Source organism: Neobacillus jeddahensis (genome assembly GCF_000612625.1).
GTDB classification, from domain to species: Bacteria; Bacillota; Bacilli; order Bacillales; family Cytobacillaceae; genus Neobacillus; species Neobacillus jeddahensis.
Window position 1 is genome coordinate 12955 of record NZ_CCAS010000033.1, and the last position, 22243, is coordinate 35197.

General features: G+C 40.4%; 18 protein-coding genes. 17 read left to right on the forward strand and 1 reads right to left on the reverse strand.

Annotated features, from left to right (window positions below; translation table 11 throughout):
* Positions 1-98: 98 nt before the first annotated feature.
* Positions 99-1496, reverse strand: a complete 1398-nt coding sequence (locus TY15_RS14490) for an alpha/beta fold hydrolase (protein ID WP_040205587.1) — start codon at positions 1494-1496, stop codon at positions 99-101.
* 268 nt (positions 1497-1764) lie between these two features.
* Here TY15_RS14490 and TY15_RS14495 point away from each other — a divergent pair, with 268 nt between their 5' ends.
* The 17 genes from TY15_RS14495 (at position 1765) to TY15_RS14570 (ending at position 22241) form a co-directional block, all read left to right on the forward strand.
* Positions 1765-2091, forward strand: a complete 327-nt coding sequence (locus tag TY15_RS14495; RefSeq protein WP_142305366.1) for a hypothetical protein — start codon at positions 1765-1767, stop codon at positions 2089-2091.
* Between the two features lie 434 nt (positions 2092-2525).
* Positions 2526-2900 carry a DUF956 family protein gene (locus TY15_RS14500; protein ID WP_040205583.1) on the forward strand — a complete coding sequence of 125 codons (375 nt, stop codon included), beginning with the start codon at positions 2526-2528 and terminating at the stop codon, positions 2898-2900.
* Positions 2901-3334: 434 nt separating this feature from the next.
* Entirely contained in the window at positions 3335-4306 is a 972-nt protein-coding gene (locus tag TY15_RS14505; protein ID WP_040205582.1) for a mannose/fructose/sorbose PTS transporter subunit IIA, read from the forward strand.
* 39 nt (positions 4307-4345) lie between these two features.
* Positions 4346-5146: a PTS mannose/fructose/sorbose transporter subunit IIC gene (locus TY15_RS14510; RefSeq protein WP_306454189.1), complete on the forward strand. Its 801-nt coding sequence runs from the start codon at positions 4346-4348 to the stop codon at positions 5144-5146.
* Between the two features lie 18 nt (positions 5147-5164).
* Positions 5165-6076: a PTS system mannose/fructose/sorbose family transporter subunit IID gene (locus tag TY15_RS14515; RefSeq protein ID WP_040205579.1), complete on the forward strand. Its 912-nt coding sequence runs from the start codon at positions 5165-5167 to the stop codon at positions 6074-6076.
* A gap of 85 nt (positions 6077-6161) precedes the next feature.
* Positions 6162-7178: an oxidoreductase gene (locus TY15_RS14520; protein WP_040205578.1), complete on the forward strand. Its 1017-nt coding sequence runs from the start codon at positions 6162-6164 to the stop codon at positions 7176-7178.
* Positions 7179-7577: 399 nt separating this feature from the next.
* Positions 7578-7742 (forward strand): hypothetical protein, encoded by a 165-nt coding sequence (locus TY15_RS24310; protein ID WP_157042263.1) that lies wholly within the window; start codon positions 7578-7580, stop codon positions 7740-7742.
* Positions 7743-7998: 256 nt separating this feature from the next.
* Entirely contained in the window at positions 7999-9438 is a 1440-nt protein-coding gene (locus tag TY15_RS14525; RefSeq protein ID WP_040205576.1) for a PTS sugar transporter subunit IIC, read from the forward strand.
* Between the two features lie 77 nt (positions 9439-9515).
* A complete protein-coding gene (locus tag TY15_RS14530) occupies positions 9516-9737 on the forward strand; it encodes a hypothetical protein (protein ID WP_040205575.1) in 222 nt (73 codons plus the stop codon).
* Between the two features lie 15 nt (positions 9738-9752).
* Positions 9753-9929, forward strand: coding sequence for a DUF3188 domain-containing protein (locus TY15_RS24315; RefSeq protein ID WP_096911852.1), 177 nt, complete (start codon positions 9753-9755; stop codon positions 9927-9929).
* A 9-nt stretch (positions 9930-9938) separates the two neighbouring features.
* On the forward strand, positions 9939-10373 hold the full coding sequence (locus TY15_RS14535) for a DUF3284 domain-containing protein (RefSeq protein WP_040205574.1): 435 nt from the start codon (positions 9939-9941) through the stop codon (positions 10371-10373).
* 71 nt (positions 10374-10444) lie between these two features.
* A complete protein-coding gene (locus tag TY15_RS14540) occupies positions 10445-11530 on the forward strand; it encodes a DUF871 domain-containing protein (protein WP_040205571.1) in 1086 nt (361 codons plus the stop codon).
* 24 nt (positions 11531-11554) lie between these two features.
* Positions 11555-11872, forward strand: a complete 318-nt coding sequence (locus tag TY15_RS14545) for a PTS sugar transporter subunit IIB (RefSeq protein ID WP_040205570.1) — start codon at positions 11555-11557, stop codon at positions 11870-11872.
* 30 nt (positions 11873-11902) lie between these two features.
* Complete coding sequence (locus tag TY15_RS14550; RefSeq protein ID WP_040205568.1) at positions 11903-12220, forward strand: PTS sugar transporter subunit IIA; 318 nt, start codon at positions 11903-11905, stop codon at positions 12218-12220.
* 605 nt (positions 12221-12825) lie between these two features.
* A complete protein-coding gene (locus TY15_RS24940; protein WP_052353790.1) occupies positions 12826-19740 on the forward strand; it encodes a 5'-nucleotidase C-terminal domain-containing protein in 6915 nt (2304 codons plus the stop codon).
* A gap of 420 nt (positions 19741-20160) precedes the next feature.
* Positions 20161-21165, forward strand: a complete 1005-nt coding sequence (locus TY15_RS14565; RefSeq protein ID WP_040205566.1) for an iron-siderophore ABC transporter substrate-binding protein — start codon at positions 20161-20163, stop codon at positions 21163-21165.
* A gap of 5 nt (positions 21166-21170) precedes the next feature.
* Entirely contained in the window at positions 21171-22241 is a 1071-nt protein-coding gene (locus tag TY15_RS14570) for a FecCD family ABC transporter permease (protein WP_040205634.1), read from the forward strand.
* Positions 22242-22243: the final 2 nt, after the last annotated feature.

Below are 22243 nucleotides of genomic sequence, written 5' to 3' on the forward strand. Positions count from 1 at the left end.
TTTTCTGGAAAACTGGCAAAGCTGCATTGTAAAAGGGTTTGATGGAATGACAAAAATAATGAATATCAGAAATCCTGATGATACTACCAAAGAAAAAATTACTGATCCTTCATCCATTCCTTCAGGTAACTCAATTGAGCATCGATTTCATTTCGTAATGACACTGCCCAATCATCGTAGTTGTCTGCTAATACCGTTCCGGACATCAACGTTGGCAATTTTTTGCACAACTCGTATCGAATCTTTGGATCACTCTCCAGAAACGCCTGACGGACAATGGCAACAAAATCGACTAGATCACATTTTATTTTGTATTGAATTGAAACGGTCCCTTTCTGAAACACCAAGCCATTTACGGAACCGACTGGATGCCTTAGCAATTTTCCTAAATGATGGAGGCACACTTTTAAATTAGCCTTTGCTTTGTCCGGAGCAAGATGAGGAAATAATTCTTCACACAATATATCACGGGTAGTTACCGGATGAAAGGCTAAATAGGTTAGTAGTCTCTTGGCATGGCGCTGATTCCAGCCGGATTCGATTGGAATAGAATCAACTTCGACACGGAATCTGTGCAATAGATGGATGTCAAGAATGGGAACTCGTCGGGATTCTTTTTGCTCTTCAGGATGAAAAATCGTTTGAATAAATTGCTGTATATCTTTTCGGGAAAAGCTATCAACCCTTATTTGCGTAGCAAATAGCCGCACCCAGTCTGCCACTTGCTCAGGCTGCTCCAAAAACAGAAGAAACGACGCATTGGACACTGTTATAAGTGTACAGTTTTTCAATAGAAAAGAACTTGCATTTAGAAAGGCATTCGGACTTGTCATATTTAATTCGCCCGTTAAAATAAGGACTGGACACGACACTTCTGCAAGTTCTAAAAGAAGTGTTGAATTCGACGTCAGCTCAACCATTTTAGAAAAATGCTCTGCTGGATAACCGAGCAATACGTGGAAATAATGGCTGAGACCCAAATCATCTGGACCTAGTGTCGTATATCCTTTTAACAGTTCTTCATACTGGCGGAGAAAGTGGGGATGCCTCGCTTCCATCGTTTGTTTCATACGTGGAAACACGTGCCGGGCTAAGTGGGAGTGGGCGTTATTTGTCGACATATACGGAAGCGACATGAGTGTAAGGGCCTTGACATGTTCCGGATACGTAAGGGCGTACTTCACAGCCACATGTGTTCCATAACCAAATGATAGTACATGAACTTCAGATAGCCCCAATTTTTTTATAAGTCTATTTAAATCTTCACACAGCACGTCCCATGTGATAGGCTCCTCCCCATCATGGCTTTGTCCATGCCCGCGGATATCGTACTGCACAACGGAAAAGTGCTCAGCAAGAAATTCGCTAAATCGCCCCCAGCATGAAGAATCAAGTGCCAGTCCGTGAATGAGCAAAAGGACCTCTTTATTCCTATGTCTGCTGCTATCACTCCATTCATAATACATGTTGTGGCCGTTCACTGAGTCTAGAGGCATTTCTTTCCCTCCTTTTCTTACATATTTAGTTATAATTCATTCGACAATAATGGTTATTTTCCTCTTTTTTGTTACCTTTTTGTTACCTGCGATTAGTTACAATGAACTAGAAGTAGCCAGACTGCTTCAAATACAATGAAACTGAAAGGATTGTGAGGACATGAAGAAGAAAAGGTTACTATGGTCCTTCTCTTGCTCAATAGCTGCCGTACTCAGCCTGGCACTAGTAGCAGCTCCCGCTTCGGCATCTTCCATGATGCCGTCAAATTTGGAAAAGACAGTAGGCGTAGACCAAGAACGGTATAACCAACTCGAAGCGCAGAGAAAAGCAATTGATGATGCAAGGCAAGTTCAGACGGAGCAAATGGCTAAAGAAAGAGAAGAAAGAGTGGCGGCGAACACAGTAGAAGCAGCGCTTGCTCGAATCGAAGCGGAGAAAAAAGCATCTGAGGATGCCAGAGAGGCAAAGAAGCAAGCTTTGATGGAGAGAGCAGGAACAGCGTTAGAGAGTCAGCAACTAATGTTTAACAGAGAAAATCTGCAACGTCCTAATAGCGCGCCACAGCCGACGCCTAAAACCGTAGTTAATCGATGAACCCGAGAAAATAATGGAACACTGTTGACTGGCCCCCCTTTTTATTTGATGAGAAGGGTGAAATCATGTCCCCAGGATCCCTTTATTACAAGGGATTATAGTACCTTAAATAGCTAGGAAATTACCTAAGGGTAACAAAATGTAACATTTTCGCTAATAAGGATCTGAATTAGAGGTTTTCCATTAGTTCTTTGAACTTTTGGAAGCCTCTTTTTTCATCTCTTTTATTACATATCTTTTTGCCCTAGTCGTTATATAAGTTGTGGAAGAGTTCACCTGCCTCTGCTAAAAGTGAAATATTCAATAATGTCGGACACATAATCGTCAATAATAATTTTGAAGATAATGCTCGAACAAGTCCCAAGTATTTTTTGCTTAAAGTGATAAAAAGAGTATAATAATGATTTATTAAAGAAAGAAATGGAGTACATCAAATGGTCCAATCAATCAATACAAAAGTCGATTTAGTTATAGATGCAACCTCACATGCAGGGATGACAGATTATGGTAAAATTATGATTGGAGACAAAGGATTTGAATTCTTCAATAATCGTGATGCTCGTAAGTTTATCCAAATTCCTTGGGAAGAAGTTGATTACGTGATCGCTTCAGTCATGTTCAAAGGGAAATGGATCCCACGTTATGCTATCCAATCTAAGCGAAATGGGACGTATACATTTTCTTCTAAAGAGCAGAAAAAAGTTTTGCGAGCCATTCGTGAATACGTTGATCCGAATCGTATGGTCCAATCCTTAAGTTTCTTTGATATTATCAAACGCGGCTTGAAGAGTACATTTACGAAGAAATAGTTTTACATACAAGATGAGTTGAAACTTGTATTATTTTGTTGGGACAAATCCAAAACAGTGACGTTGAAATATAAATGCAAACAAAAATAAAAAAATAATTTCCCTCTTGAAAGAGAAATATCCGGTATGCTATAATATTTCTGCAAGCTCATTAAAGTGATGCAGAAGCTTTTTTTATACTACGTTTAAAGCGTTTGCAAGATAAATTTAAATAGCCATTATTTTTTACGTGTTACTGATTCGATCAGGCATGAGTGAAAAGTATTGATTGAAATGAAGAATAAGGGGAATTCTATACCCATATCTTCATTAAATCTACTTTTTGCTCATGCCTTTTTTATTTTTTTGTTGAAACTGTAACCGCTTTAGATGAGCTGGAAAGTAGATTTACCATGTTTATTTAAGCTATCACAATAATAATAGGAGGTAAAAAGATGGTAGGGATTATCATTGCTAGTCACGGTGAATTTGCCAATGGTATCTTGCAATCTGGAGCGATGATCTTTGGAGAGCAAGAAAATGTAAAAGCTGTTACATTGATGCCGAGCGAAGGACCTGATGATGTAAAGGCAAAAATGAAAGAAGCAATCGCCTCTTTCGACAACCAAGACGAAGTATTATTCTTAGTCGATCTTTGGGGTGGAACTCCTTTCAACCAAGCCAACAGCTTGCTTGAAGATCACAAAGACAAATGGGCAATCGTTGCTGGTATGAACTTACCAATGGTGATTGAAGCTTATGCATCGCGCTTCTCAATGAACACAGCACATGAAATTGCCGCTCATATTTTGGGCACAGCTAAAGAAGGGGTTAAAGTACAACCTGAGGAATTAGAACCAGCCGCAACATCTGTTAAAGCTGCTGCCGGGTTATCAAATGCAGGAGCCCCTGGTAAATTTGAATACGTGTTAGCACGTATCGACTCACGACTTCTTCATGGACAGGTAGCAACTGCTTGGACCAAAACGACACAGCCTACACGTATCATCGTTGTATCTGATGCAGTAGCTAAGGATGACCTTCGTAAGAAATTGATCCAACAGGCTGCTCCTCCAGGTGTAAAGGCACACGTTGTTCCAATCGATAAAATGATCGAACTTGCAAAAGATGATCAACACTTCGGTGGCCAGCGCGCGTTGCTTCTTTTTGAGAACCCACAAGATGCGCTTAGAGCGGTTGAAGGCGGCGTTCCACTTACGACCATCAACGTTGGTTCTATGGCACACTCACCTGGTAAAGTTCAACCGAATAAGGTGTTGGCCTTTAGCCAAGAGGATATTAATACGTTCAATAAGTTAAAAGAAATTGGATTAAACTTCGATGTACGTAAAGTTCCGAACGATTCAAAAGGAAACATGGATGAAATTGTCAAGAAGGCTCAAGAGGAGCTTAAAAAACAAAAATAATCCTATTATCAGGGAAAACGGAGGATTAATATCATGGATTTGAATATGATTCAAATAATATTAGTCGTTATCGTCGCATTTTTAGCTGGTATAGAAGGTATTTTGGATGAATTCCAATTCCACCAACCACTCATTGCTTGTACGTTAATCGGCTTAGTTACAGGAGACTTAGTACCATGTCTTATCTTAGGTGGTACGCTTCAACTGATCGCTTTAGGTTGGGCAAACATCGGAGCTGCCGTAGCACCGGATGCTGCGTTAGCATCAGTTGCCTCTGCAATTATTTTAGTTTTAAGTGGACAAGGTAAAGCCGGCGTGTCTTCGGCAATTGCGATTGCTGTTCCGCTTGCAGTTGCTGGCCTTTTATTAACAATTATCGTTCGTACGCTAGCAACAGCAGTTGTCCACTTTATGGATGCTGCAGCTCAAGAAGGAAACATCAAGAAAGTTGAATTTTGGCAAATTGTTGCTATCTGCATGCAAGGGTTACGTATTGCCATTCCAGCTGCATTAATCGTAGCTATTGGTGCAGATCCGGTTAGAGACTTACTCACATCTATGCCAACTTGGTTGACAGAAGGTTTAGCGATCGGTGGGGGAATGGTTGTAGCAGTCGGTTATGCAATGGTTATTAACATGATGGCTACAAAAGAAGTATGGCCATTCTTCGCAATTGGTTTCGTATTAGCGACAGTTTCACAAATCACACTCATCGGTCTAGGTGCTATCGGTGTGGCTCTTGCACTTATCTATTTAGCGCTTTCTAAACAAGGTGGTTCAGGTAATGGCGGAAACGGAAACACTGGTGATCCACTAGGCGATATTATTGATAGTTACTAAGAAGGAGGGAACATAAAAATGGCAAATGAATTGAGATTATCAAAAAAAGATCGTATTTCTGTTTGGTGGCGTTCCACTTTCCTTCAAGGTTCTTGGAACTATGAACGTATGCAAAACGGTGGTTGGGCATATACGATGATTCCGGCTATCAAAAAATTATATAAAAGTAAAGAAGATCGTGCTGCTGCACTAAAACGTCATTTAGAGTTCTTTAATACTCACCCATATGTAGCTTCACCAATTATTGGTGTAACGTTAGCGCTTGAAGAAGAACGTGCAAATGGTGCACCGGTTGACGACACAGCCATTCAAGGGGTTAAAGTTGGGATGATGGGGCCTTTAGCAGGTATCGGGGATCCAGTTTTCTGGTTCACGGTTAGACCAATCCTTGGTGCGTTAGGCGCTTCTCTTGCATTGACTGGTAACATCCTTGGCCCGATTATTTTCTTCGTTTTATGGAATCTCATTCGTATGGGCTTCACTTGGTATACGCAAGAATTTGGTTACAAAGCTGGTTCTAAAATTACGGACGATTTATCTGGTGGAGTCCTTCAAGATATTACAAAAGGTGCATCTATCCTAGGTATGTTCATCCTTGGTTCACTAGTTAACCGTTGGGTATCTGTAAAATTTGCGCCGGTTGTATCAGAAGTTGATCTTTCCAAAGGTGCTTATATCGACTGGAAAAATTTACCCGCCGGAGCAGAAGGTATTAAAACTGCATTACAACAGCAAGCTTCGGGTCTTTCATTAGAACCTGTTAAAGTAACTACTTTACAAGCCAACTTGGACAGCTTAATTCCTGGTTTAGCTGGACTCTTAATCACATTCCTTTGCATGTGGCTGCTTAAGAAGAAAGTTTCTCCAATCGTTATGATCCTTGGATTGTTCGTGGTGGGTATCGTCTTCCACTTAATCCACTTAATGTAATAAATTTACTATAGCAAAGGCACCTATCTCTGACTCTAACGTGGATAGGTGCTCTTTGTATTAATATATATTTAAGGGGGCTGCTATGCTTACTATTGGTTATATTGGAAACGGGAAAAGCACGAACAGATATCATCTGCCGTTCGCACTGCAAAGAGAGAATATAAAGGTAAAAACCATTTATCAAAGAAATCCTAACCATGAAAGTTGGGATCGGATTGCAGGAGTAAATTATACTTCTAATTTAGCTGAACTATTAAATGATAAGGACATTCAGCTCATTGTGCTTTGTACAAGACATGACAGTCATTATGAATATGCAAAATTAGTATTAAACAAAAATAAACACTGTTTGGTGGAAAAACCTTTTATGGAAACCTCAGAACAGGCAAAAGAAATATTTGCACTGGCAAGAGAGAAAGGATTACTTGTTCAGACATATCAAAACAGACGTTTTGATAGTGATTTTTTAACCGTTCAAAAGGTCATTGAAGAAGGGAAACTAGGGGACTTGCTGGAAGTGGAAATGCATTATGACTATTATCGTCCCGAAGTACCAGAGTCTGTTCATTCTTTTGATCCTATTTCGTCATTCTTATATGGACATGGCTGTCATACCCTAGATCAGGTGATCAGCTATTTTGGCAAGCCTGATCATATCCATTATGATGTAAGGCAATTATTAGGACAAGGAAGAATGAATGATTATTTTGATTTAGATCTAAATTACGGTAAGTTAAAAGTATCTGTAAAATCCAGTTATTTTAGACTGAAAGAAAGACCTAGCTTCGTCGTTCATGGCAAAAAAGGATGCTTTGTGAAAGAAACCAAAGATCGTCAGGAAGAACACTTAAAGATGTTTTACATGCCTGATAACAAAGATTTTGGTATCGATACAATCAAACATTATGGTGTACTGACATATATTGATGAAGAAGGTACTATCCACGAAGAAACAGTGAAATCCGTAAATGGTGATTATGGACGAGTATATGATGATTTATATGAAGCGATCATAAATGGTAAAGAAAAGACCATTACAGACGAACAGACACTGCTGCAAATGGAAATATTAGAAACTGGAGTTAAAAACTTAAAGTAAAATTAAAGGCTGTATCTGTAGCGGCTATGTTTATTGCAAAAACCACTTCCTAAAAATGAGGGAGTGGTTTTTTGTGTTATGACCATTTTTTTATCAAGATTTTCTGGATGACAGACATTTTTAGAACCACATTGAATGAAAGTATATCTGGCTTAGAATTTCACCTTTGGATAAAACTTTTTCAAAAATAGATGGCTTATGTATAGACAGTGTTAAAATACCCCCTTTAGGAAAAATTAACAATTTGTTGGTCCTTATTTTTCTGAAAATGCAGAAAGGTTGGTATAAAAAAATATTTGTAAAGTATAGTTAAACAAACATTAGAGAAGAGATTTGACTTACAGGTTTTGGTGGAAAATAATTCACGGGCAATGACGCTTGGAGAGTATTGGCATAGGAATGAAAGCGCTATCAAACATCTTGGGCTCATCCGGTGAGCGAGTACTGATAGGCAAACTGAGAGAGGAAACGATTATTGAAGTAAGTAAACTAGGCGATGATATAACAGTACTTGGAGCGGCGGCATTATTGCTGAATGAGTTGTTCTATTGTTCCATCGAATGAATAAATACTAGTTAAATAGACTTTCTTCTTATTGCCTTCACATTACAAAGGGTTCCATCTTTAGAATCTTTATAGGCTGATTCACCCAGAGCTCTATTAGTACTGGATGAAGCATCATGTTATTTTAGGCGCAAACTTGAAGGGGGGAATGCGATCGAGTCAACACAAAAGGACATGTAAGAAAAAGCTGCCCGTTTTTGACCCGGTCTTTGGCTGCATAAACACATTTTTTCATTCCTTTAAGGAGGTAAAGTTCATGCAAGTTCTAATAGCATGGTTGGAGAAGTATTTTCTCCCTCTTGCGGGTAAAATTGGGGGCCAAAAGCATCTAGTAGCTTTAAGGGATGCCTTTATTGGAACTATACCGGCAACGATGGCTGGCTCTGTGGCTGTTATGATTAATGCACTTATACGAGATCTGCCGCCACAATTCTTTGACAATTATGACGGAAGCACGATTCCGGTCATTAGAGAAATTATTACGATTAATGGATATGTATGGAATGGAACACTCGCAATTGCTGGTCTGATCTTTGTGTTTTCCTGGGGATATAACATTGCCAGAGCTTACGGAGTAAACGAGCTATCTGGGGGTATTGTTTCCACAGCTGCTTCACTTGCTGGAATTACGTTCTCTTTCTCCGGTGGAATTTCAGGATTGAAATTGGACGCAGCTACAGTAGATGCGATCAATGCGGCCGGGTGGTCGGCAACTGGCGATAGTATTACAGCAGCTGGCTGGGGCTGGCTCCCATTGAACAACTTGGATGCTAATTTCTTCTTTACGGCTATGATTATCGGTTTTGTAGCGACGATGATATATGTCAAATTGATGTTGAAGGATATTACGATTAAGTTACCGGATTCTGTACCACCAGCCATTTCGAAAGCCTTTGCATCGATCATTCCGGCAACTGTTGCTCTCTATATTGTTGCTATTTTCTATTTTGTCTTCTCCAAGATTGTGCCGGATATGACTTTCTTACAATGGTTGCAAAAAACAGTTGCTCAGCCGCTTATTGGGGTATCGCAAGGGTTTGGAGCAGTTGTCCTGGTTGCCTTGTTCGTTCAGTTATTCTGGTTCTTCGGGATCCATGGACCGAACGTTCTTGCACCGATCTTGGAAGGGGTTTTCGGTGTTGCCCAATTGAAAAACGTTAACCTGTTCCAACAGGGTGGAGCTGATTTGGTCATTTCTGAAGGATACAAGTGGGTGCGTGGATCATTTGATGCTTATGCCTGGTATGGCGGCTCCGGCGGAACGATTGTTTTGGTTATAGCACTGCTTCTCTTTTCGAAACGGAAAGATTACCGGACTGTTGCCAATTTGTCGGTAGGACCGGGGATTTTTAATATCAATGAACCAATCATGTTCGGTTTGCCAATTGTCTTGAACCCGATGATGCTCATTCCGTTCTTGCTTACACCAGTTATATCTGTTTCGATCGGTTACTGGGCGACGATGTGGGGATGGGTCGATCCGGTCTCTGTACCAGTAGCTTGGGTTACTCCGCCGTTCATATTATCCTTCTTGGCAACAGGGTCAGACTGGCGAGCCCCAATTGTGACATTGGTCGCCATGGTAGTATCATTCGTGATTTGGATTCCATTTGTCATCGCAGCAAACAAGTTGGATCCGGATTTGGGACATGAAAACAAGATCACGACAGATGTAGGGAATGGCAAGTCTGTTTAAGAATAAACAGTTAACCGGGTAGGGTCACTTTCATAGTGAAGTGACTCAGCCCTCTTTTCATAAGGAGAGTTGAAAAAATGATTGAAATTAGTGCAGCAGTCCATCATGACAAGATTATTGACCTATTGAATCATTTAGACGAGGAGGGGATTCAATTTACTTTTAAAGAAAAAAAGGGCATCAATCTTTATTTTGAAACAACCGCAGACGATTTGGAAAAGGCAGCGAGATTGGTCAAATCAGCGATAAAAAATCAGCCTTGGGGTTCGGTTCTTTATTTCCGTTCCACTCCTGTCTAAAAAAGGATGATGAATATGGCAAAATGGGGTTTATTTATCGTTAGCATCGGCTGTCTCTTATTACTATTTAGCGCAAATGCTAAAACAGGGAAGTACGATATTCTTAATCTGACCACAGCCCTCTTTCTTCTTATCGTTGGTGCCTTTATTCTTGTGAAGGAAAAGAGAAGAAATAAAACAGAAAAAGATTAGGTGAATCTTATGGAAATAGTAAGAAAAATGAAGGTGCCGGTAGAATTTCTTTATGAGACGATTCTAAAATCGGTTTTGTCGGATATTCATTCCCAAACGGGAAAAAAAGTATCGGAGAAACAACTGGCAGGGTACGAATACGTCAAGACGTTCTCAAAAAATGCCAAAGCTACCATTAAGATCGAAGAAATCACCAATAACCAATCTTATCAATATCGAACAACTAGTAATAAACATGATTTTTTAGTAGCTTATCAGATTCGTCCGCTTACGGATGAGAGCTGTGAATTGCACTATAGTGAGAAAATGGAGTCCTTTGACTATCTTCAGAAATTAAATGATACGTTTATTGGCATTATTTGGTCTCCGTTGAAAAAAAGAAGATTTAGAGAAATGCTGAATCAAATAGAAGCGGCTTATGTAAAGGAAGTCGATGGAAAGTAATTCGAGGGAAAAGCGAAACTGAAAAATAAACCACCTTCATATAAAACAATCATTTAATCGGAGGAAGAAAGATGGGGAATCTTGGTGTATCTATTTACCCGGAAAAAAGTACATTTGAACAGGATAAAGAATATCTGGATCTTGCGAGAAAAAATGGTTTCTCTCGAATTTTCACGAGTTTATTGGAAATTGATGGAGATACAGAGGAAGTTATTACAAAATTTAAAAGAATCATTGAGTATGGTCATTCCATTGGGATGGAAACAATCCTGGATATCAACCCTGGATTATTTAAACAACTAAATATTAGTTATGACAACCTCGGTTTCTTTAAGGAATTGGGCGCGGCAGGAATTCGTTTGGATATTGGCTTTACTGGATTTGAAGAATCGCTTATGACAAAGAATTCGTTTGATTTGAAAATTGAAGTCAATATGAGCAGCGGGACAAACTATATTGAAAATATCATAAGCTACCATCCCAACAAGGAGAATTTTTGCGCGTCACATAACTTTTATCCACAAAAATACACAGGTATTTCGCAGTCTCATTTTGAAGAGACTACCGCTCAATTTACGAAACATAATATCCATACAGCCGCTTTTGTTACATCAAAGGAGGGTAACCTCGGACCATGGCCAGTTCAAACAGGCTTATGTACATTGGAACAACATCGAACCTTATCTGTGCAGACGCAAGTTACCCATTATCGGTTAATGGATACAATTGACGATTTATTAATTGGCAATGCTTATGCAACGGAGGAAGAATTAAACGCCATGTCAAAAGCATTTTTTGGCCCACATCCTAACCTTGAAATTGAATTCATTGATGGTCTTTCTGATGTAGAAAAGAAAATCATTCTTGATGAGGTCCATCTATATAGAGGAGATCGCTCGGAATATATGATCCGTTCCACTTCTACACGGATTAAGTATAAAGATGAAAGTATTCCGGCGCATCATACGCAACCAATCAAAAAAGGTGATATTTTAATTTGTAATGATGATTTTGGCCAATACAAAGGAGAAACACAGATTGCTTTAAAGGATATGGAAAATGAGGGGAATCGGAATATTGTTGGCCATCTTAAAAAGGACTCGACCTTTTTATTAGATTACCTTAAGCCTTGGTCAACATTTACACTTTCACACTAAAATAAGCTGTAGGAGGGGAAAGTTATGAAAACCATTATGTTAGTATGCTCTGCAGGAATGAGTACAAGTTTGTTAGTATCAAAAATGCAAAAAGCAGCTGCGGCCCAAAATATTGAAGCAGATATTTTCGCCGTTTCAGCTTCAGAGGTTGATGATGCTTTGGGCAAGAAGAACATTGATGTATTATTGCTTGGTCCACAAGTTCGTTATATGAAAGCGCAATTTGAAAAAAAACTGCAAGGAAAAAACATTCCAGTTGACTCGATCAACATGCAAGATTATGGGTTGATGAACGGCGAGAAGGTATTAGAAGTGGCTTTAAAATTAATTGAAAATAAATAATTGCTGCTACTAGAAGGATGTGTAATAAAAATGGGTGATGAAAGCCTAGACATGATCGCTTTTCAAATTATTAGCAATGTCGGGTCAGCAAGAAGTTTGGCAATGGAAGCCCTTTATGCAGCAAAGGAAGGGGATTTTGCACTGGCAGAAGAAAGATTGACGGAATCTCAAAAATATTTTGTTGAAGGCCATAAAGTACATGCTTCCCTCATTCAAAAAGAAGCTGCTGGAGACAAGACTGAATTTTCCTTACTTTTTATGCACGCTGAAGACCAATTAATGAGTACAGAAACCACTACTGAATTAGTGAAAGAAATGATTGAAATGTATAAGAGATTTGGTCAGTAATACTTTAAAAGACTCATAACCAAGGCTTCCCAAAAGTTCACAGAACTTCCGGGAGGCCTCTTTTTTTCATTTTTATGCTCCTTTCAGTAAGAAAAATATTATTTTCAACAAAAATAATTAAAAACATTTGCAATTCTACAAATTTTTACATTAAATTAATGGTAGGTTAATAGTAGGACTTTATAATTTTTTTCGGGGAAACATTTGCTGAATACATAAAATGGATGGAACTTGGTTTTGTGATTCTTGCAGTAAAAGGTTAACTAACTCCGTAGAAATATGCCTCATTAACATAATAATATAAAGAAAGGAGATTAAGACAAAATAAGATTTGTACATTTAAAAAGTAATATCGAACCATGCTGCTTGATGGAAAATGATCTGTCCAAAGCAGCGTCTATAAGCCTAGTATTTTATGGTGAAATGAAAAACCGTACTTCCAACAAATCACTGTTCCTTCAGCAAATCCATCCCAAAAAATTTAACTTCAAGTACTAATAGATATCACTTCCTTGTCTTGTCCTGCGAAAACCTAGAAGAAAAACGCAAATCATTCCAAAAGCTAATCTACATCTGTGCTGATTAACTCAAAACGGAGGGGAAATATGAAGAGAAGACATAAGAAAAGTCTGAATATTGTCACGATGCTTGTCTTGCTAATCAGCTTACTTTCGCCAGTAGCTAATAGTAATGCTAAGGCTGAGACTGCTGTAGCGACGGATTTGATTATCTCGGAATATATTGAGGGTTCTAGTTCTAATAAGGCAATTGAGCTATATAACGGAACAGGCGCAGATGTTGATTTAAGCCAGTATAGCCTTGAACTTTATTCAAATGGCGCAGTCACCGCTTCAAAAAAGGTTACCTTAACAGGTACATTAAAAAGTGGCAGCACGTTCGTTTTATATAATGGACAGGCTAGTGCAGACATCAAAAGCAAAGGGAATCTCGAAGATTCCAATGTAATTAATTTTAATGGGGATGACCCTGTTGTTCTGAAAAAGGGAGAAACCGTCATTGATTCCATTGGCCAAGTTGGATCGAGAGACACTGTTCTAACTGATGTCTCTCTTGTTAGAAATAGCAATGTGACAACAGGAGATACCATTATTAATGATGCTTTTGATAAAAATAAGGAATGGACTAACTTAGGTAAGGATAATTTTACAAATCTCGGAACACATTCCTTCGGAAGTACCGATCCTGGAGACCCGGAAACACCTGTCCCAGCGATCTCCATTGCCGATGCACGTGAACAGGCAGTTGGAGAAACAGTAACAATTGAAGGGATTGCGACAACCAGTTCAGGTCTTTGGGGCAGCGAAACCTTCTATTTGCAAGATGAAACCGCAGGGATGTTCATCTTTAGCAGTCCAAAATCTGTCAAACCAGGAGATAAGGTTAAACTAACTGGGAAATTACAGACCTATAAAAACGAACTGGAAATAAAACCAGATAGTCTTGACATCGTTTCCTCCGGCAATGCCCTACCAACAGCACAGGTTGTAACAGAAGTAACCGATGCTACCCAAGGAGAGCTGCTCAAATTAGAGAATGTGACCATCACTGATTTGAGTAAAGATGGTTATGGAACGGCTACCTTCCAAGCAGTGTTTGAAAACGGCGAAAAGGTAAGGGTGATCCACGATAATCGTACAGGCTCTACTTATGATGAACTAGTGAAGCATTACAAAGAGGGCGATAAAGTTCATCTAACCGGAATTGGGTCTATTGATGAAACTGGATTTCACTTAAAAACTACCGGTCTTGGTAGCTATGATTTGGTGAACAAGCCTGCCGTTTATGCCACACAGGCAGAGGGTGTTGTTCCCGCTGGAACTACGATCGAATTGAAATCAGGCCTTGAAGGCGCTGAAATCTATTACACAACTGATGACTCAACCCCAACGGTTGAGAGCACAAAATATGTTTCGCCAATCGCCTTGGAAATGGGCGAAACGACCATTAAAGCGATTGCTGTAACGGGTGGAAATGCAAGTGAAGTATTTAGCTTTACGTATAAAATTCTAAATACGGAAGGCATTTCAATCCATGATATCCAAGGAAAAGGGCATATTTCCGACTATACTGGATCTTCCGTTACGAACATCACGGGGGTTGTCACGCACGTGTTCGGAACAACCAGCTTTGTCATGCAGGATGTAGAGGGTGCGGATACGGATATTGCAACATCGGAAGCAATTGAAGTGTACAAGCCATCACATGGCGTTGAAGTTGGAGATAAGGTAACCGTGAATGGAACCGTTACAGAATATGGCGGCGGGGCAGACCTGTCCAGAACACAAATCACGGGAACCGCTGTGACGAAAACGGGAACGGCAGCATTGCCTAAACCGCTTGTAGTGGGGAAAGATATCATCCCTCCTAACAAAATCATCGATAATGATGAAATGAAGTCATTTGATCCAGAAGAAGATGGAATTGACTTCTGGGAATCCGTTGAATACATGCGAGTTTCCTTCCCAGATGCCCTTGTAGTGGGACCACCGTATTCTAACGATGTTCCAATCATTGTAGAAAGCACAACTAATAATGAATTAAATAAACAGGGCGGACTCAATATCGCCAAAGACGATTACAACCCTGAAAAGATCTTCCTGGACAATGTTGGCAGTAACTTCCAGCCGGGCGACCAGTTTGATGGCGATGTAGTCGGTGTCCTTACCTATGCAAGCGCTGGCTATCAGCTAGTGACAGATAAGACTAAGCTGCCTGCTGTCATCAAGTCGAACTTAAAACAAGAAGTGACCCATATTGTACCTGCAGAAGATAAATTGACCGTAGCATCTTACAATGTGGAAAACTTCTCGAACAACACAGCCAACACACCAGATGCGAAAGTAGCGAGGATTGCAAAGTCGTTTGTTGACAATATGAAATCACCAGACATTATCACTCTAATCGAAGTGCAGGATAATGACGGTGAAACAAATTCTGGAAACACCGATGCCACCCAAAGCTATCAACGCTTAATTGAAGCAATCAAAACGGCAGGCGGCCCTGCGTATAAATGGACAGATGTTGCTCCGGTTAATAACGATAACGGCGGTGCGCCTGGCGGGAATATCCGTGTCGGCTATCTCTATAATCCGGAACGTGTTACTTTGGTACAAGGAACAAAAGGTACAGGAACGGAAGCAAACGCTTGGACAGAAGCGGGGAATCTTACACTGAACCCAGGTGTGATTAATCCTGAACAATTTGCCGGAACACGCAAACCAATCGCTGCCGAATTTGAATTCAAAGGCCAACGTGTCGTCGTGATCGGAAATCACTTGAATTCTAAAGGTGGAGACGAATCTCTATGGGGATCGAGCCAGCCGCCTAAATTGGGTTCAGAAGCTGAACGCCTCAAATTGGCACAAGAGGTCAATAACTTCATTGATGCAGGTCTGGCGAAAAATCCTGACTTGAATGTGGTTGTTACTGGCGATATGAATGATTTTGAATTCACACCAGTTCTTGACACATTAAAAGGCAATGTTTTAACAAATATGGTCGAAAAAGTTCCTGCGGAAGATCGTTTCTCTTATTTCTTCCAAGGCAACAACCAAGTATTAGACCAAATCCTAGTTACGAATAAGTTAGTAAATGCTGCTAAAGCGGATATGATTCACATTAATGCAAACTTTACGGAAGCACAGGGACAAGCATCTGACCATGACCCTGTATTGGTTCAGTTGGATTTTCCTGACTTGACTATCATCCATACCAATGATGTACATGCTGCTTTAGACAATATGCCGAAGACAGTGACAGCCTTGAAGGATATTAGAGGCGTAACTCCTGGTTCCCTACTTCTTCATGCAGGGGATGAGTTCACTGGAACCTTGTATTTCAACGAATTCCAAGGTAAAGCAGACCTGGCTCTTCTGAAATTAATGGGCTTTGACGCCATGACATTCGGAAACCATGAATTTGATCTTGGTTCTTCTTCAGAAGGACATCAGGCATTAGCTGACTTTGTTAAGGGAGCTAACTTCCCATTTGTCAGTGCAAACGTTGATTTTTCAAAGGATGCTAAATTTGCGGGGCTCTTCCATGAATCGATTAAAGCCGATTATGAAAATGGCGAGATCTACAATGGGATTATCAAAGAAGTAAACGGGGAGAAAGTCGGTATCTTCGGTTTAACAACTGCGGAAACAGCTGATATTTCCAGCCCGGGCTCGATCGCATTCGAAAACTATCTGGCAGAAGCCGAAAAATCAGTAAAAGCTTTCGAAGCAGCGGGTGTCGACCGGATTGTCGCATTGACCCATATTGGTTATGACGACAATGCTGCCATCGATAATGACCTAACCTTAGCTGAAAAAGTGGAAGGCATTGACGTTATTGTTGGCGGACATAGCCACACTACATTGAGCCAGCCTGTTGTTGTGGCAAAAGATGCGACTCCTACTGTCATCGTCCAAACAGGTAATTCGAATGGCAACCTTGGTGTTTTAAATGTTGAATTTGATGAAAATGGTGTAATTGAAGCTCAGGATGGCCGCTTAATTGCCATCGGTGCTCAAACGGCTGATCCAGAAGCAGCAGAAGTATTGGCACCTTACAAAGCAAAAATTGATGCGGTGGCGAAAGAAGAAATCGGTGTAACTACGCCAATTGCCTTGGAAAGCCCACGTACAAACGGCGACAACACAAAACCAAGTGTACGTAAAAACGAAACCATTTTGGGTAACTTGATTACAGACGGGATGCTGGAAAAAGCAAAATCATTTACAGGTAAAAATGTTATTATGGCACTCCAAAACGGCGGTGGTATTCGTGCGACTATCGATGCCGGCCCGATCACGGTTGGTGAAGTCATCACAGTATTGCCATTTAATAACACGCTAGCAACCATGGATTTGACAGGGGCAGAGCTAAAAGAGGCATTCGAAACTAGTTTTGGTCAATACCCTGGAGAAAATGGCGGCTTCTTGCACGTATCTGGTGGAAAAGTAGAATTTGATTCTACGAAACCAGCAGGAGAACGTGTGGTATCCGTATCGTATTTGAATGAAAAAGGTGAGTATGTAGAAGTCCAAGATGAAACGATGTATACTGTTGCCACAAACGCCTTTACAGCTAAAGGCGGAGACGGCTATACCGTGTTCGCGAAAGCCTATGAAGAAGGCCGTGTTACCGATTTAGGTCTTTCTGATTGGGAAAACTTCCGTGATCATTTAGTCAGCATTGGCAATGACGGCATTCCAACTGAGGTGGAGGGCAGAATCGTTGATGCAGCGGATCAATTCGATTTAACGGTTATGCATACTAATGATGTCCATGCTGCCTTGGACAACATGCCGAAGACCGTAACTGCTGTAAAAGAAGTAAGAGCAGCACATCCTAATTCACTTCTTCTGCATGCAGGGGATGAATTTACTGGAACTTTGTATTTTAATGAATTCCAAGGTAAAGCAGACCTTGCCCTGCTGAAATTAATGGGCTTTGATGCCATGACATTTGGAAACCATGAATTTGACCTAGGTTCTTCACCAGAAGGTCATCAAGCATTGGCTGACTTTATTAAAGGAGCTAACTTCCCATTTGTAAGTGCAAACGTTGATTTTTCAAAGGATGCTAAATTTGATGGACTCTTCAACGATTCAATCGAAGCTGATTTTGAAAATGGCGAAATCTACAATGGAATTGTCAAAGAAATAAACGGGGAGAAAGTTGGGATCTTCGGTTTAACAACTGCGGAAACAGTTGATATTTCCAGCCCTGGCTCCGTTACATTTGAGAACTATCTTGCAGAAGCTAAAAAAGCTGTTGAATCTTTCGAAGCACAAGGTATTAACAAAATTGTGGCTTTGACGCATATTGGTTATGACGATAACGCCGCAATCGATAATGACTTGACCCTGGCTGAAAAAGTGGAAGGCATTGACGTGATCGTTGGCGGACATAGTCATACAACATTGAGCCAGCCTGTTGTTGTGGCAAAAGATGTGACTCCTACTGTCATCGTCCAAACAGGTAATTCGAACAGCAACTTGGGTGTACTAGATGTTAAGTTTGATAAAAATGGTGTGATAACTGACAGTGATGGCCAGTTAATCGCCATCGGTTCCCAAACGGCTGATCCAGAAGCAGTAGAAGTATTGGCACCATACAAAGCACAAATTGATGCGGTGGCGAAAGAAGAAATCGGTGTATCCACTCCAATTGCTTTGGAAAGCCCACGTACAGACGGGGACAATACAAAACCAAGTGTACGTAAAAACGAAACAATCTTGGGTAACTTGATTACAGACGGGATGCTGGAAAAAGCAAAATCATTTACAGGTAAAAATGTTATTATGGCACTCCAAAACGGCGGTGGTATTCGTGCGACAATCGATGCCGGCCCGATCACGGTTGGTGAAGTGATCACGGTATTGCCATTTAATAACACGCTGGCAACCATGGATGTGACAGGTGCAGAGCTCAAAGAAGCATTCGAAACTAGTTTCGGTCAATACCCTGGAGAATTTGGCGGCTTCTTGCATGTATCCGGTGGTAAAGTGAAATTTGATTCTACGAAACCAGCAGGAGAACGTGTCGTATCCGTCTCGTATTTGAATGAAAATGGAGAGTATGTAGAAGTCCAAGATGACAAGATGTACACTATCGCAACAAATGCTTTTACAGCTAAAGGTGGAGACGGCTATAGCATGTTCGCGAAAGCATATGAAGAAGGCCGTGTCACAGATTTAGGTCTTTCTGATTGGGAAAACTTCCGTGATCATTTAATCAGCGTTGGCAGTGATGGTATTCCAACTGACGTTGAAGGTCGAATCGTTGATGTAAGTTTGGAACCGGGTGAAGAACCAGGCGAGGAGCCAGGCAATAATCCGGGTAAAGAGATTAAACCATCAGTGATTAAAGAAGGTAACAAGTATAAACTTGGGGAAGATGCACTTCAAGATCTTCCAGAAAATGCCGTTGTCGTTGTTGAAGTGGATAACAAAACAAATGCAACATTAACACTTACTAAAGAACAAATTCAAGCTTTAAAAGATGCCGGTGCTACCCTTGTAGTAAGTAATGGAGATGTAGAAGTAGAAATTCCGGCTTCCATCCTTCCATTAGCTCAAAATCTGGACATTAAAGTGAAGAAGATAGCAGTAAGTGGTTCACTAGTGGCCTATGACTTTACAATGGAAGCGGATGGCAAAGCGTATCATAAGTTCAGTGACAAAGTAAAACTTACTTTTAAAATTGATCAAAAGTTAATTAAAAATGCTAATAATGTGAAAGTGTATTATTGGAATGAAGAAGCTAAAAAATGGGAGCTTATCGGTGGAGAATACAAAAATGGGGAAATCTCAGCCTATACTGATCATTTCAGCACGTATGGTGTATTCGAAGGTGAACCAGTACCTACTAAGACTCCATCACAGGCTGGTCAAGTAGAACTTCCAAATACAGCAACAAATAGCTTTAACATCTTATTAATAGGATTAATGCTAGTTCTAGCTGGTGGGATATTATATCTTGTTAAGAGAAGAAGTATTAAGCTTTAATGATTAGTAGTAGCCTCAATGTTAAAACATAAAAGAATAGCTATTATAGGAAGGCCATTCATCAGTTTTTACTGGTGGATGGCTTTTTTCAGTATTCTATGAACAATTTATGACAATATTTTTAACTACCAGTCGTAAATATCTACAATACATAAGGGAAACGATATAAATTAGGGGAGATATTGAAATTGTATTTCCAATTTTTTTGCCATTTTTATGATGAAAACGGGATTCGTATACTCGACCACTTCCAATATTTTTACATAAAATGGGACTTGTGTGTTATTCCTTCTTTATTCCTTCCTGCCTGGACGATGGTTGACAAAATGGGTGAATTTCTTAATAATATAAGAAAATGATAATCATTATCAGTAAATTACTATTAATAAATAGAGTTGTCGAGAGGGGAATACATCAAAGATGAAAAGTTTAAGTCTAACCAAACTGTTAAGCTTTATTATGGTTTTGATTGTAGCGATTGGATTAGTTGGATGTGGTTCTGACACTAGTGAAGAGCCTAAGACTAAATCAGATAAGGAAACAAATGACTTTACTAGTACTACCATTGAAACGAAATTCGGTAAAGTAGAGATAAAGAAAGAGCCTAAACGTATTGTTGCCCTTGGCTGGGGTGATGCTGAAACCGCTTTAGCCCTTGGAGTAGAACCTATTGGCGCTAGTGACTGGCTTGCTTTTGGTGGCGAAGGTGTAGGTCCTTGGTTAAAAGGAGCATACAAGACTGCCCCAACCATTCTTGGAACGATGGAACTTGATTATGAGCAAATTGCGTCACTTGAGCCAGACCTAATACTCGATGTTAGATCTTCCGGTGATCAAGAGCGTTACAATCGTCTTTCTGAAATTGCCCCAACTATCGGTGTTCCTGAAGGTGGCGATAACTACTTGACCTCTTATCAACAACAAGTTCAAATGATTGCGAAAGCCTTTGGTAAGGAAAAAGAAGGAGAACAATTATTGAAAGATGTTGACACGGCTTTTGCAAAAGCAAAGGAAAAATACCCACAATTTACTGGTAAAACTGTTGCAGTAGGTGCATACACAGCTGAAGGTTGGGGAGCATATGTAAACGGTGATTCCCGTGTTGATTTTATGACCAAGCTAGGCTTTACAAATAAAGAGGAAATTGAAACACAAGCAAACGGTGCTTTTTATATTAAAGTAGCAGACGAACAATTAGAACTTTTAGATGCTGACTTAACCGTTATTTTACCGATTTTTGTTGGTACAAAAGAAGTAACTGGCAATGCCCTTTATCAAAAAATTCCTTCCGTTGCTGATGGAAGATCCATGATTATTGATGGCGATTATGCAAATGCCTTCTCAGCAGGTACAGTACCAGCCTTACTATGGGCAATTGATCAATTGCCAGCTATGTTTAATAAGGCCTTAGAAGGCGGGGAGTGAAACTAGTGACAGCAAGTAAGCAGCCAAATGGTGAACCCAAAAAAGTAGTTGAAAAGAGTAGGAAGCCAATTACTGCCTTACGGTTGCAACGGATTATAGGATTAGTCTTCGCCCTATTGCTTTTAGCGGTGGTTGTCTTCCTAAGTCTCATGATTGGAGCGAAGCCACTTTCCTTTGGCGTCGTTTGGAATGCTCTGTTTTCTTCCGCCAATAGTTATGACTATACGATTATTCATGAGTCCCGTATACCTCGGACCATTATTGCCCTTGCGGTTGGACCAGCCTTTGGTCTGGCAGGAGCTGTAATCCAGGCATTAACACGGAATCCACTGGCTGACCCTGGCATTCTTGGCGTGAATGCAGGGGCAGCCTTTGCTGTTGCATTGGCAGTAGGCGTTTTTTCTATTACATCAACGTCAAGCTATATATGGTTTGCACTCGCTGGGGCATTACTCGCAACCATTGCCATCTATTTCATCGGTGGTGGCGCAGGCAAGAAAGCTCCCACTCCTGAACAAATTACCCTTGCCGGAGTGGCTATGGCTGCGGCATTGGACGGAATAACGACTGCGTTATCTTTGATGAATAGCCGAGCATTTGCCGGAATGTTGAATTGGAGAGTGGGTTCGTTAGCTAGAAAAGGTCTTGAGGATCTTTGGCCGATTATCCCATTTCTCGTATTGGGTATTTTAGTAGCCTTAGTGATTGCTCCATCATTAAATGCGATAGCCTATGGTGACGATCGAGCTTCCTCCCTTGGGGTGAACGTGAAGATGATTCGAATCTTTGGTCTTATTTCCATTACGCTATTAGCGGGGGGAGCAACAGCGATTGCGGGCCCAATCGTTTTTCTCGGATTAATGGTTCCCCATTGTGTGCGCTGGTTTATCGGTCCCGACCAACCATGGATTTTTCTCTATTCCTTGGTCATTGCCCCGTTGATTTTGCTTCTATCTGATATTATTGGAAGGATCGTCATGTCTCCAGCAGAGGTTCCGGTCGGCATTATCACAGGATTTGTCGGTGCCCCCATTCTTCTTATCCTTGTGAGGAGACGAAAAGTGAGTAGTTTATGATG

Bases quoted from the DNA above. Each gene is read 5' to 3' on its own strand.
- TY15_RS14490 (WP_040205587.1), bottom strand. From the start codon at position 1,496: ATGCCTCTAGACTCAGTGAACGGCCACAACATGTATTATGAATGGAGT.
- TY15_RS14500 (WP_040205583.1), top strand. From the start codon at position 2,526: ATGGTCCAATCAATCAATACAAAAGTCGATTTAGTTATAGATGCAACC.
- TY15_RS14505 (WP_040205582.1), top strand. From the start codon at position 3,335: ATGGTAGGGATTATCATTGCTAGTCACGGTGAATTTGCCAATGGTATC.
- TY15_RS14515 (WP_040205579.1), top strand. From the start codon at position 5,165: ATGGCAAATGAATTGAGATTATCAAAAAAAGATCGTATTTCTGTTTGG.
- TY15_RS14520 (WP_040205578.1), top strand. From the start codon at position 6,162: ATGCTTACTATTGGTTATATTGGAAACGGGAAAAGCACGAACAGATAT.
- TY15_RS24310 (WP_157042263.1), top strand. From the start codon at position 7,578: ATGAAAGCGCTATCAAACATCTTGGGCTCATCCGGTGAGCGAGTACTG.
- TY15_RS14525 (WP_040205576.1), top strand. From the start codon at position 7,999: ATGCAAGTTCTAATAGCATGGTTGGAGAAGTATTTTCTCCCTCTTGCG.
- TY15_RS14530 (WP_040205575.1), top strand. From the start codon at position 9,516: ATGATTGAAATTAGTGCAGCAGTCCATCATGACAAGATTATTGACCTA.
- TY15_RS24315 (WP_096911852.1), top strand. From the start codon at position 9,753: ATGGCAAAATGGGGTTTATTTATCGTTAGCATCGGCTGTCTCTTATTA.
- TY15_RS14535 (WP_040205574.1), top strand. From the start codon at position 9,939: ATGGAAATAGTAAGAAAAATGAAGGTGCCGGTAGAATTTCTTTATGAG.
- TY15_RS14540 (WP_040205571.1), top strand. From the start codon at position 10,445: ATGGGGAATCTTGGTGTATCTATTTACCCGGAAAAAAGTACATTTGAA.
- TY15_RS14545 (WP_040205570.1), top strand. From the start codon at position 11,555: ATGAAAACCATTATGTTAGTATGCTCTGCAGGAATGAGTACAAGTTTG.
- TY15_RS14550 (WP_040205568.1), top strand. From the start codon at position 11,903: ATGGGTGATGAAAGCCTAGACATGATCGCTTTTCAAATTATTAGCAAT.
- TY15_RS24940 (WP_052353790.1), top strand. From the start codon at position 12,826: ATGAAGAGAAGACATAAGAAAAGTCTGAATATTGTCACGATGCTTGTC.
- TY15_RS14565 (WP_040205566.1), top strand. From the start codon at position 20,161: ATGAAAAGTTTAAGTCTAACCAAACTGTTAAGCTTTATTATGGTTTTG.